Origin of the sequence: Embleya sp. NPDC020886, from assembly GCF_044333915.1 — a bacterium.
Lineage (GTDB): Bacteria > Actinomycetota > Actinomycetes > Streptomycetales > Streptomycetaceae > Embleya.
The window spans coordinates 62,510-73,914 of sequence record NZ_JBIRRX010000011.1 but is presented as its reverse complement, the minus strand read 5'-3'; the positions used below and the strand labels follow the sequence as shown (position 1 = coordinate 73,914).

Below are 11,405 nucleotides of genomic sequence, written 5' to 3'. Positions count from 1 at the left end.
GGCGGAGGCGGACGCGGAGGCGGACGCGGAGGCGGACGCGGAGGCGGACGCGGAGGCGGACGCGGAGGCGGACGCGGAGGCGGACGCGGAGGCGGAGGCGGACGCGGGGGCAGGCGCGGAGGCGAGGGCAGGCGCGGAGGCGAGAGTGACGGCATGCGGGGTGGGGCGTGATAAGAGTGGTCGGGAGCGGAGGTGTCCGGATGCGGATCGGTGAGCTGGCGGCGGCGACCGGGGCGACGCCGCGTGCGTTGCGCCACTACGAACAGGCGGGGTTGATCGAGTCGGCTCGGTCGGCGAACGGGTATCGGGTGTACGACGAACGGGACGTGGCCCGGGTCCGGTCGATCCGCGAACTGCTCGGCGTCGGGCTCACCCTGGACGACGTACGCGCCTTCCTCCCGTGCCTGGACGCGGGCGTCGACGTGGCGGCGCGACCGCCGTCCGCGACCGCCGTACGGATCGCCCTGGACCGATTGGCCGTACTCGACGCCCGGATCGCCGCGCAGACCGAGGCCCGGAACAACCTGGCGGCGGCACTGCACCGAGCCGGCGTGGACCGCATCCGCCCGGTGGCCTGACCTCGCCCACCGTCCACGCGACACCACCCGTCCGGGAGACCCGCAGCCGACACCCGGGCCGGGCCGGGCCGCGCGTTCCGTCCGGCCCCGGAGCCCCCGGTCGACACACAAACCGGCCCAGCCTCACGCCTTCCGCCGCCACCCGGGAAACCCGCCCCGGCGCGCAAACGGAGCCGCAACACGCCCGTTCCCCCGCCACCCGAGAACCCGCGACCGACGCACGCGGCTCCCCCTTCCGCTCGGCCCGCCCGGCCCGCCGCCCGTTCCACCCTCACCGCGAAACCGGCGGCCGGAGCGCAAACAGAGACGAAGCCCCCGGCCCTCCGCCACCCGCGAAACCCGCGACCGACGCACGAATCGGCTCCCCCCTTTCACTCGGCCCGCCCTGTGCGTCGCCCGTTTCACCCTCACCCGAGAAACCCCAACCGACACACGAACCGGCTCGCCCCGCCACCCGGCCCCGCCCTACGCCCGCACGCCGTCCGTCCCATCGCCCCCCGGAAGCTCGTCGCCGATCGGCGGAGCGGGCCGCAGCGTGCTCGTTGCGTCGCCGCCCGGAAGGCCCTTGGCCGGCAGGCCCATTCGCCTGCGGCGTACGTTTCCGCCGGAGGCCGGTGCGTGTGGTGTGGGTCAGGGGCTCGTCGGGGTCGACCTGGTGTGTTGGGTCAGGGCTATGCAGGCCAGGACCGCGAGGGCGGCCAGGGGCATGGCGGGGGTGAGTGTCTCGTCGAGGATCAGCACGGCCCAGAGCAGCGTCAACAGGGGCTGGCCGAGCTGTAGTTGGCTGGCCGCCGGGACGCCGATCACGGCCATGCCCCGGTACCAGCCGACGAAGCCGAGGAATTGCGAGATCGCCGCCAGGTACAGCAGGCCGCCCACGCTTCGCGCGTCCGGGTGGAGCGGCTCGGTGGCCAGGCCCAGTGCCGCGACCAGAGCGGTGGCCGGGGCCGCGAACACCACACCCCACGCGATCACCTGCCAGCCCGGCAAGTGCCGGGCCAGCCGTCCGCCTTCGGCATAGCCGGCCGCACACAACACCAGTGCGGCGAACAGGTACACGTCCGCGAGGCCGACCCCGCCGCTGCTCTGCTGCACGGCGAACGCGAACACCACCACCGCGCCCGCGACCGCCGCCGCCCAGAAGGATCGACTCGGCCGTTCACCGGTGCGCAACACCGAGCAGACCGTGGTAGCCAACGGCAGCAGACCGATCACCACCGCCGAGTGCGCCGTCGAGGAGGTCTGTAGCGCGAGCGTGGTCAGCAGCGGGAAGCCGAGCACGCAGCCGACCGCGATCACCGCCAGCCCGAGCCGGTCCGCCCGCGCGGGCAGCCGTGCCCGCACCGCGAGCAGCGCCGCGCCGGCGAACAGCGCCGCGAGCAGTCCGCGCAACCCGGTGACCGTCCACGGGCCGAACCCGCCCAGGGCCCACACGGTCGCCGGAAAGCTGAGCGAGAAGGTCACGATCGCGAGCGCCGCGAGCGCGGTGCCGCCGACCGCTATCGACGCCGGCCGAATAGCGCTATCCTGTACTGTCATGAATCAGAGTAGCGGTACTGTCGATCTTGTCGCCATCCTGCGTCTGGAATTGAACCGCTACTCACCCGGCGAGAAGCTGCCGTCCAGTCGCTCGCTGGTCGACCGGCACCGGGTCAGCCCGGTGACGGTCTCCCGCGCGATCGCCACGCTCGCCGCCGAGGGGCTGGTGATCTCCCGTCCCGGAGCCGGCGTCTACCGCACCGCGCCCGGCCGCCCGGCCGCGCCGACGGGCGACACCTCGTGGCAGGAGGTGGCGCTCAGCGCGGAGCCGGGCCTGCCCCCGCAGCGCAGCCCGGACGCGTCCGGCGTGTTGTCCGCGCTCGCGGCGGCCCCGCCCGAGGTGGTCGATCTCAACAACGGCTACCTGCACGCCTCGCTGCAACCCGAACGCGCGCTCGCCGCCGCGCTCTCCCGCGCCGGCCGCCGCCCCGGCGCCTGGGAACGCCCGCCGATCGAGGGCCTGCCGGAGTTGCGCGCGTGGTTCGCCCGCGACATCGGCGGCACGGTCTCCACGTCGGATGTGCTGATCACCGCCGGCGGCCAGAACGCGCTGACCACGGCGCTGCGTTCGCTGGTCGCGCCGGGCTCGCCGGTGCTGGTGGAATCGCCGACCTACCCCGGCGTACTGGCCGTCGCGCAGGCCGCCGGGCTGCGGCCGGTGCCGGTGCCGATGGACGCCGACGGGGTGCGTACCGATCGGCTCGCCGACGCGTTCGCGGCCACCCGGGCCCGGGCGTTCGTCTGCCAGCCGGTGTTCCAGAACCCGACCGCGACGGTGCTCTCGGCGGAGCGCCGCGCCGAGGTGTTGCGGATCGCGCACGAGGCGGGCGCGTTCGTGATCGAGGACGACTTCGCCCGCCGCCTCGTGCACGCGGACGCGCCGGCGTTGCCCGCGCCGCTGGCCGCCGACGATCCGAACGGCGTGGTGGTGCACATCCGTTCGCTGACCAAGTCCACGTCGCCGAGCCTGCGGGTCGCCGCCCTCAGCGCGCACGGCCCGGCCTTCGAGCGGCTGCGCGCCGTACAGGCCGTGGACAGCTTCTTCGTGCCGCGTCCGCTCCAGGAGACCGCGCTGCAACTGGTCGGCGCGCCGGCCTGGCCGCAGCACCTGCGCACGCTGGGCGCCGCGCTGCGCGATCGGCGCCGGGTGCTGGCGGACGCGCTGAACCGACTGCTGCCCGGACTGCTGCCGGACCGACTGCCGTACGGCGGCTACCACTTCTGGTTGCGGCTGCCCGACGGGCAGGACGTCGGGGCGCTGACCTCGGCCGCACTGCGCGCCGGGGTCGCGGTGACGCCGGGGCCGGGGTACTTCACCGCCGAGCCGCCGGCTCCGTACCTGCGCGTCGCGTACTCCTTCGCCGAGGGCCCGGAGCGACTGATCGAGGGCGCCGAGCGCCTGCACCGGGCCTTCACCGGGCCGGACCGACCCCGCGATATCCAGGGACCGGCGATCCCAGGCTGAACACTCCGCTCCTCGGCGGCGCGCCGGCATGGCAGCGTTCGAGGCACCGCCGCGACCGGACCCGCCGCCGCGGGTCCGGTCGGGCGAATCCCCTCCGGCCGAAGGAAGGCTTCGCCATGCCCGTGTCCGCTCGCCCGCCCGATACCGACGTCGACGGCGCGGGCGCCGGCCGGAGCCCGCGCCGTCCCGGTGTCGCCCTGGCGCTGCTCGCCTTCGCGAGCCTGATCACCTCGCTCGACTACAACATCGTCTACGTCGCGCTGCCCGACATCGGCACGGGAGTCGGCTTCTCCGCCCGGACCCTCCAGTGGGTGGTCAGCGCGTACGCGGTCGCCTTCGGCGCGTTCCTGCTGCTCGGTGGCCGGATGGCCGATCTGCTGGGCCGGCGGCGGATGTTCGTGCTCGGCCTGACGCTGTTCGCGGTCGCCTCGCTCACCGGCGGTCTGGCCCGCGAACCCGGCCTGCTGATCGCCGCCCGTGCCGTTCAGGGCCTGGGCGGCGCGTTCCTGTTCCCGGCCACACTGTCCCTGGTCAACACCACGTTCGCCGAGGGCCGCGCCCGCAACCGCGCGCTGTCGGTGTGGGCCGCGACCGGCTCCGGCGGCCTGATCCTGGGCTCGCTGCTCGGCGGTGTGCTCACCCGGACGCTCGGCTGGGAGGCGGTGTTCTTCGTCAACGTCCCGCTCGCCGGCGCCGCCGCACTGCTCGCCTTCGTCGCGCTGCCCGCCGACCCGGCCCCGGTCGCCGGTCGGCGCTTCGACGTATTCGGTGCGCTGACCGCGACCCTGGGCTGCACGCTGATCGTGTTCGCCCTGGTCCAGGGCCCCGAGTCGGACCGGACCGACCCGCGCCCGCTCGCCGGCGCCGCGCTCGGCGTCGTGCTCCTGGCGGTGTTCCTGATCGCCGAGGGGCGCAATCCCGACCCGCTGATGCCGCCGCGTCTGCTGCGCGGCCGCAACCTGGGCACCGGGATGGCGGTGACGTTCCTGTTCATGGCCACGCTCGGCACGCTGCCGTACTTCCTCACCGTCTACTTCCAGGGCGTGCACGGGTACGGCGCGCTGCGCACCGGCTTCGCCTTCCTGGTCCCGATGGGCGGCGGGTTGGTCGGCTCGCTGCTCGGCGGCCGGTCGGCGACCCGATTCGGGGTACGGTCCACGCTGCTCGTGAGCCTCACGATGAGCGCGGTCGGCGTGTCGGCGACCGGCCTGGGCATCTCCGCGAGCGCCTCCTATCCCGACCTGGTACCGGGGTTGCTGATCTTCGGACTCGGTCAGGGCGTCGCCTACACCACGATGTTCGCCGCCGCCGCGACCGGGGTGCCGGGCCACGAGCAGGGCGTCGCGTCCGGGATGGCGTCCACCGGTCAGCAGGTCGGCGGCGCGATGGGGCTCGCGGTGCTGGTGGCGATCGCCAACTCCGGTACGGACGGGAAGACCGGCGAGGCCCTGCGGGTGGCCACCGCACACGGCCTGCGCACCGCGGTGTTCGCCGCCGCGGCGGGCGCGGGCGTGGCGGTGCTCGTCGCGCTGAACTTCCGACGGGTGGATCGGGCGCCCGAGGACACCGCCGCGGCGGCGGGCGTCACGTCTTGAGGATGCGGTCGGCCGGCACCTCGAAGATGATCTCCAGGCCGTCCTCCTCGTCCATCTGCTCGCCGACCTCGACGAAGTGGAGGCCCCGGATGGTGGCGAGCGAGGCCGCGTTGTCCGGGGTGATGGTGACCCGGACGATCCGCACGTCGGGCTCATGGGCCGCCCGCTCCAGCAACGACCGCAACATCGCCCGGGCATGGCCGCGGCGACGCGCCTCGGGTACCACGGTGTAGCCGATCTCCACCATGCCGACCTCGTCCGGCGGCCCGTGGAATCCGGCGTAACCCACCACCGCGCCGTCCGGCTCGGACACCGCGGCCCGGGCCACCCAGGGCGCGCTCTCGGGTTCGGCGGTCACCTGCTCGAAGCGCCGCCGCCACAGGCCGCGGGCCTGGTCCGAGACGAAGAACTCGGGCAGGTCCAGGCCGGTCTGGTAGCGCGCCTCGGCCAGGTCACCGGCGAGCAGGGCGCTCAGCGGCCGACCGACCAGGTAGACCCAGCGAATCCGCTGCCCGAAAGCGCCCTCGGGGCGAGCGGCGGAATCGGCGGGCGGATCGGACGGCGGGCGCGAGGAATCGTCGAGGTGTTCGGTCATCGTCGGATCATCGGCGACCATCCACCGGTCGTCCAGCGCATTTCCGCCGGCCCGGAGCGGTTCGCCCGATCGGCTCCGGCGCCTTTCGACCCCTCGATCGCCGTGCCGACCCGCCACCGAAGGGTGGCCGACCTGCGAATTCATCCGGTCGACGGCCGTTGTTGGCGGTACGGACGAGTCGCATGGGTTTTCCAGCCAATACCGTGCGCATGCCCCCCAACCAGTCCGGCGCCGGAGAACCACCATGTGTCAGCAGCACGACGACGACTGCGATCAGCCGCCCGTCACCCCCCTGTCCGGACCCGCCCGACGGGCGTTCCTGCGCTCCGCCGCACTGGCCGGTGCGGGCGTCACCGTGGCGGGTGCGGTGGTCGCCTCCCCGGTCGCCGCCGCGGGCGCCGACGACGCGGCCGGTGCCGCGGCGGCCGATTCGGCGGTGGACGCGCAACATCTGCCGGCGTGGCGTCCGGACGGCGACAGCCGCCGGTTCACCATGGTCGTGATGCCGGACACCCAGTACCTGTTCGACGAGCCGAGCATCACCAGCGCCCCGATCGAGGCGTCCTTCCGATACATCCTGGAGCACGCGCGCGAGGACAACATCGTCTTCATGTCGCACCTGGGCGACCTCACCCAGAACGGCCGCAAGGCCGAATTCGACGGGATCGGCCGGGCGTTCGAGATGCTCGACCGCAAGGGCGTCGGCTACAGCGTGCTGGCCGGGAACCACGACATCGATTCCAACACCGACGACCGGCGCGGGCGTTCGCCGTACCTGGACACGTTCGGGCCGCAACGGTTCCGGGGCAAGCGCTCCTTCGGCGGGGCGACTCCGGACGGCTACAACACCTACCACCTGTTCCGCGCCGCGGGCCGCGAGTGGCTGGTCCTCGCGCTGGACTGGCGGCCCTCGCCGGCCGGCATCGCGTGGGCGAAGAAGGTGATGGCCGACCATCCGCACACGCCGGTGATCCTGACCAGCCACGAACTCGTCTCGGCCGACCGGCCGGGCCAGGAGGCGGAGTTCTCCGAGCACGGCGGACACCTGTGGAACGACCTGATCAAGGGCAACGACCAGATCTTCCTCACGCTCAACGGCCACTACTGGCCGGCCGGTCGCACGACGAAGAAGAACGACGCCGGCCACGACGTGCACCTGCACATCACCAACTACCAGAACCGCTACTTCGGCGGCGCCGCGATGATCCGGCTCTACCACTTCGACCTCGACCGCAACACGATCGACATCGAGACGCTCTCGCCGTGGATCCTCGGCCGACACAGTCGCGGTCTCAACGACCTCGAACGCCGCGAGATGGAATTGACCGGCCCGGAGGACTACTTCTCGGTGCCGATCGACTTCGACCGGCGCTTCGAGGGTTTCGCCCCGATCCCGCAGCGCGCGGCCCGTCCCGCCCAGCGCATGGTGATCCCCGGCACGCTCGCCTACTGGCGCTTCGACGGCCCCCAACGGGACGGCGAGTCGATCCCCGGCGGGCGGCGCTTTCCCGACCTGTCCGGGCGCGGCAACGACCTCACCCTGGTGTCGGCTCCGGGCGCGGCGCCCGGTTCGGTCAGTTGGTCCCATCAGTTCCACCCCGACCAGCCCGGACACGGCAGCATCCGACTCGCCGGCGGCAAGTCGCCGCTGCGCGGGGGCCATTTGCAGACCGCGAACAACGCGCCGTTGAACACCGCGACGTTCCGCTCCGGCTACACGATCGAGGCGTTCTTCAAGCTGCCCGCCGACTGGGACGGGGGCCGGGACGCGTGGTCGGCGCTGCTGAGCCGCTGGGGCATGAGCGGCGAGGCACGCAAGCAGGGTGATCCGCAGGAGCCGGTGGTCACGCTGAGTCTGTCCGGCGGTCGCGAACTCCAGTGGTGCGTCTATCCGTTGAACAGCGACGGGTCGGCCACCAACTGGAGTCACGAACTCCGGTCGGACACGTGGTGGCACGTCGCCGTCGTCAACGACTCCCGGCAGACCACGATGTACGTCGACGGTTGTCCGGTGGTCCGCAATCCGACGGCCCGCTCGATCGGCCTGACCACGCTCAACCTGCCCTGGATGCTGGGTGGTTACGCGTACGACGGCAAGCTGGACCAGACGCTCAACGCCTGGGTCGGCGACGTCCGGATCGTGGATCGGGCACTGCGACCGGACGCGTTCATGACCGGCCGCTGAGACGCGCGGGCGGCGGCGGAAGCCACGCGGCCGGGTCGGATCCGAGGCGATGTCGCCTCGGATCCGACCCGGCCGGTACGGTCAGTGCACCGACAATCCGCCGTCGACGAAGATCGATTGGCCGGTCACGTACGCCGATCCGGCGCCCGCCAGGAAGACCGCCGCGGCCTCGAAGTCCTCGGCCAGACCGTTGCGTCCGACCATGGTGCGTGCGGCCAGCGAGGCGACCTTCTCCGGGTCGGCGGACAGTCGCGCGTTGAGCGGGGTCAGCACGAACCCGGGCACGAGCGTGTTGGCGGTCACCCCGTGCGACGACCACGCCTCGGCCTGGGAGCGGGCCAGCGACTCCAGCCCGCCCTTGGACACGCCGTAGGCGCCGCTCTGCACGAACGCGCGATGCGCCTGCTGCGACGAGACGTGGATGATCCGCCCGTAGCCGCGCTCGGCCATGCCGGGCCCGAAGCGCTGCCCCAGCAGGAAGGGCGCCTCCAGGTTCACCGCCATCGTGGTGTCCCAGACGTCGTCCCCGAGTTCGCTCATCGGCGGGCGCAGGTTGATCCCCGCCGAGTTGACCAGGATGTCCGGCTCGCCGAACACCTCGGCCGCCGCCTCGGCCGCGGCACGCACCCCGGCACGGCTGCCCAGGTCACCGCTCACCCAGGCCGCCTTGGCCCCCTGGGCGGTCAGCTCCTCGACAGTGGCGATCAGTTCGGCCTCGCGTCGGGCCACGACCACCACGCTCGCCCCCGCGCGGGCCAGGGCTCCGGCGATGGCACGGCCGATACCGGAGCTTCCGCCGGTCACCGCGGCGACCCGGCCCTCCAGCGAGAACAGTTCGGAGAGGTATGCCTGCGAGCTCATGACTTCAGCCTAGTACCGGAAGCGATCCTGCCGCCCGAGCCGGGTTCACGGCCGATCCCCCGCGCCGACCGCCCCCGCGCCCGCCGGTGCGTCCGCACCCGCCGACACAGCCGCGTCCGCGCGCCCGCGCCCGGCCGGGAAGCCGTGGGCCCGGGCCGCGAGGACCACCGCGAGGACCGGAACCAGCAGGACCAGCACGCTCCACGGGAAGGAACCGGCACCGATCAGGTCCAGCAGGAGCGCACCGACCACACCGCCGCCGGCCATCGCCGCGTTCCACAGCGTGACGAGCATCGCCTGTGCCGCGTCCGCCTCGTCCCCGCCCGCGTCGCCGACGGCGGTCTGCAGCAGGGTGGGCGCGCCGCCCCAGCCCAGTCCCCACAACACGACCGCGACGTAGACCGGGACGTGACTGTCCGAGAAGGCCGCGAGGATCGTGGCCGCCGCGGCGAACAGCAGCGTGGCCGCGATGGTCAACTCGCGCAACCGCCGGTGGATCGCGACGCCCACGACCCAGATGCTCAGCAGCGAGGCGCCGCCGAAGACCAGCAGCACCACGTCGGTGGAGCCGCCCATGTCCAGCCGGTCCAGGTAGGTGGCGATGTAGGTGTAGAGGATGGTGTGGGCCAGCACGAACACCAGGGTGACGAACAGGACCGGCGCCACCCCCGGGATGGCCAGGGTGTGCAGCAGCGGGGTTCGCCCGCCCGGGCGTTGCCCGGGGTGGTCCGGCACGATCGCGACGATCCAGGCGATCAGCACCAGCGCGAGCCCGGTCATCACCGCGAACGAGATCCGCCAGCCGAACTCGTCGCCGAGGAAGGTCCCGGCGGGTACGCCGAGCGACAGCGCGATCGGGATGCCCGCCATCACGATCGCGATCGCCTTGCCCTGGAGGTGGGCGGGCGCCATCCGGCGGGCGTACCCGGCCAGCAGCGCCCAGGCCACGCCCGCGGCCACGCCGGCGACGAAGCGGGCCACCATGGTCAGCGGGTAGTTGCCGGAGACGGCGGTGACCGTGTTGGCCGCCGCGAAGCCGGCCATCGCGGTCAACAGGAGGCGTTTGCGGCGCCAACCGGCGGTCGCCGCCGACAGGGGAATCGCGGTGAGCGCGGTACCGATCGCGTAGATCGTCACCGACTGCCCCATCGCGGACTCGCCGACCCCCAGGTCGGAGCTCATCGCGGGCAGCACGCCCGCCGGCAGGGTCTCGGTCAGGCTGGTCACGAAGACCGCCGTGGCCAACGCCAACAGCGCTGCCAGCGGCAGTTTTCGGTCGTCGATCGGGGTGTGGGCAGGTGCCGAGGTCGGGGTGTGGGCGGGTGCCGAGGTCGGGCTTTGCTTCGTCATGCTGCGTATGCTCGAACCATCACATTGATGTGAGGGTCAAGCGACGAGACGTGAGGTGGGTCACATGCGCATCGGCGAGTTGTCCGAACGTACCGGAACGCCACGCCGGTTGTTGCGCTACTACGAGGAGCAGAGCCTGATCGTCGCAAGCCGCTCCCCCAATGGCTATCGCGACTACGACGAGTTCTGTGTCGACCGGGTCCTGCAGATCCGGGGCCTGCTCGACGCCGGACTGCCGACCCGGATCATCAAACAGATCCTGCCCTGCCTCGACAAGCCGCGCATCATCCATTTCCCGGACGCGACACCGGAGATGATCGCGACGCTGGAGCACGAACGTGACCGGATGACCGAACGCGTCGACTGCCTGATCCGCAACCGGGACGCGATCGCCGAGTATCTGGACGCGGTACGCGGCGGCATTCCCCCGACCGCCGACCACACCCTCGCCTCGACCGGCGCGAACTGACCCGACCGGGCCGCCGGGTGCACACCGGTTCACCCGGGGCAAATCGGTGGCATCGCGACCCGACACAGGTCCAGGATGCGGGGCATGACGCATACCCTTTTGGCGTTCCTGGGCGCCTGCACGCTCATCGCGGCGAGTCCCGGGCCGAGCTCGGTCCTGATCATCCGACATTCGCTGCAGAGCCGGCGCGCCGGCTTCCTGGCGGTGCTCGGCAACGAAACCGGGGTCTTCATCTGGGGACTCGCCGCGGCCTTCGGGCTGACCGGCCTGCTGGCCGCCTCCCAACTCGCCTACGACATCATGCGCATCGTCGGCGCCGTCGTGCTGATCGGCTTCGGCGTCCAGGCCATCCGCGCGGCCCGCCGCGACGGCCTGACCGGATTCGCCGAGGCCGCGGCCGACGGCAAGGCGGCGGGAGCGTCCGAACCGGGCAGCGGTCGACGCGCCTATCGCGCCGCGCTGACCCTGAACCTGGCCAACCCGAAGGCCGCCGTCTTCGCGATGTCCTTCCTCCCCCAGTTCGTCCCGCACGGCGCGCCGCAACTGCCCACGATGGTCGCCCTGGCCGCGATCTGGGCGGTGTACGAAATCGGGTACTACAGCCTGTACGTGTGGTTCGTCGGTCGGATGCGCACGGTGCTCGGCCGCGCCAAGGTCCGCCGCCGGTTGGAGCAGACGTCCGGCGGGGTCATGGTGGCGCTGGGCATCCGAATGGCCGTGGAGTCCTGAGCCGCCGCGGCGTCCCCGCCGGGCCGCGGGCGCACCGGG

General features: G+C 72.6%; 11 protein-coding genes. 7 read left to right on the top strand and 4 right to left on the bottom strand.

Annotated features, from left to right (window positions below; all coding sequences use genetic code 11):
* Together ACH4U8_RS31940 and ACH4U8_RS31935 are read left to right on the top strand one after the other, a co-directional pair.
* Positions 1-214 (top strand): hypothetical protein (locus ACH4U8_RS31940; protein WP_395781856.1); only part of this gene is annotated, 214 nt, incomplete at its 5' end.
* Complete coding sequence (locus ACH4U8_RS31935) at positions 201-578, top strand: MerR family transcriptional regulator (RefSeq protein WP_395781854.1); 378 nt, start codon at positions 201-203, stop codon at positions 576-578. The genes ACH4U8_RS31940 and ACH4U8_RS31935, both read left to right, overlap by 14 nt.
* A gap of 630 nt (positions 579-1,208) precedes the next feature.
* Here ACH4U8_RS31935 and ACH4U8_RS31930 read toward each other — a convergent pair.
* Positions 1,209-2,117, bottom strand: coding sequence for a DMT family transporter (locus tag ACH4U8_RS31930; RefSeq protein ID WP_360321192.1), 909 nt, complete (start codon positions 2,115-2,117; stop codon positions 1,209-1,211).
* Here ACH4U8_RS31930 and ACH4U8_RS31925 point away from each other — a divergent pair.
* Both ACH4U8_RS31925 and ACH4U8_RS31920 read left to right on the top strand, forming a co-directional pair.
* Positions 2,116-3,582, top strand: a complete 1,467-nt coding sequence (locus ACH4U8_RS31925; RefSeq protein WP_395781852.1) for a PLP-dependent aminotransferase family protein — start codon at positions 2,116-2,118, stop codon at positions 3,580-3,582. The two genes, ACH4U8_RS31930 and ACH4U8_RS31925, sit on opposite strands and share 2 nt — an antisense overlap.
* A gap of 116 nt (positions 3,583-3,698) precedes the next feature.
* Positions 3,699-5,177, top strand: a complete 1,479-nt coding sequence (locus tag ACH4U8_RS31920) for an MFS transporter (protein ID WP_395781850.1) — start codon at positions 3,699-3,701, stop codon at positions 5,175-5,177.
* Here the strand turns inward: ACH4U8_RS31920 and ACH4U8_RS31915 are convergent.
* A complete protein-coding gene (locus ACH4U8_RS31915) occupies positions 5,167-5,772 on the bottom strand; it encodes a GNAT family N-acetyltransferase (RefSeq protein WP_395781848.1) in 606 nt (201 codons plus the stop codon). The two genes, ACH4U8_RS31920 and ACH4U8_RS31915, sit on opposite strands and share 11 nt — an antisense overlap.
* A gap of 244 nt (positions 5,773-6,016) precedes the next feature.
* On the opposite strand from ACH4U8_RS31915, the gene ACH4U8_RS31910 reads away from it, so the two are divergent.
* Positions 6,017-7,957, top strand: a complete 1,941-nt coding sequence (locus ACH4U8_RS31910; protein WP_360321180.1) for a LamG-like jellyroll fold domain-containing protein — start codon at positions 6,017-6,019, stop codon at positions 7,955-7,957.
* An 81-nt stretch (positions 7,958-8,038) separates the two neighbouring features.
* On the opposite strand, the gene ACH4U8_RS31905 is transcribed toward ACH4U8_RS31910, so the two are convergent.
* A complete protein-coding gene (locus tag ACH4U8_RS31905; protein WP_395781846.1) occupies positions 8,039-8,818 on the bottom strand; it encodes an SDR family NAD(P)-dependent oxidoreductase in 780 nt (259 codons plus the stop codon).
* Positions 8,819-8,863: 45 nt separating this feature from the next.
* On the bottom strand, positions 8,864-10,168 hold the full coding sequence (locus ACH4U8_RS31900; protein ID WP_360324698.1) for an MFS transporter: 1,305 nt from the start codon (positions 10,166-10,168) through the stop codon (positions 8,864-8,866).
* Positions 10,169-10,232: 64 nt separating this feature from the next.
* Between ACH4U8_RS31900 and ACH4U8_RS31895 the strand changes: the two genes are divergently transcribed.
* A complete protein-coding gene (locus ACH4U8_RS31895) occupies positions 10,233-10,637 on the top strand; it encodes a MerR family transcriptional regulator (RefSeq protein WP_360324701.1) in 405 nt (134 codons plus the stop codon).
* An 84-nt stretch (positions 10,638-10,721) separates the two neighbouring features.
* Entirely contained in the window at positions 10,722-11,366 is a 645-nt protein-coding gene (locus ACH4U8_RS31890; protein WP_395781844.1) for a LysE family translocator, read from the top strand.
* The last annotated feature ends 39 nt before the right edge of the window (positions 11,367-11,405 follow it).

Excerpts from the sequence above, each read along its gene's own strand:
- ACH4U8_RS31935 (WP_395781854.1), top strand. The coding sequence starts at position 201 with ATGCGGATCGGTGAGCTGGCGGCGGCGACCGGGGCGACGCCGCGTGCG.
- ACH4U8_RS31925 (WP_395781852.1), top strand. The coding sequence starts at position 2,116 with ATGAATCAGAGTAGCGGTACTGTCGATCTTGTCGCCATCCTGCGTCTG.
- ACH4U8_RS31930 (WP_360321192.1), bottom strand. The coding sequence starts at position 2,117 with ATGACAGTACAGGATAGCGCTATTCGGCCGGCGTCGATAGCGGTCGGC.
- ACH4U8_RS31920 (WP_395781850.1), top strand. The coding sequence starts at position 3,699 with ATGCCCGTGTCCGCTCGCCCGCCCGATACCGACGTCGACGGCGCGGGC.
- ACH4U8_RS31915 (WP_395781848.1), bottom strand. The coding sequence starts at position 5,772 with ATGACCGAACACCTCGACGATTCCTCGCGCCCGCCGTCCGATCCGCCC.
- ACH4U8_RS31910 (WP_360321180.1), top strand. The coding sequence starts at position 6,017 with ATGTGTCAGCAGCACGACGACGACTGCGATCAGCCGCCCGTCACCCCC.
- ACH4U8_RS31905 (WP_395781846.1), bottom strand. The coding sequence starts at position 8,818 with ATGAGCTCGCAGGCATACCTCTCCGAACTGTTCTCGCTGGAGGGCCGG.
- ACH4U8_RS31900 (WP_360324698.1), bottom strand. The coding sequence starts at position 10,168 with ATGACGAAGCAAAGCCCGACCTCGGCACCCGCCCACACCCCGACCTCG.
- ACH4U8_RS31895 (WP_360324701.1), top strand. The coding sequence starts at position 10,233 with ATGCGCATCGGCGAGTTGTCCGAACGTACCGGAACGCCACGCCGGTTG.
- ACH4U8_RS31890 (WP_395781844.1), top strand. The coding sequence starts at position 10,722 with ATGACGCATACCCTTTTGGCGTTCCTGGGCGCCTGCACGCTCATCGCG.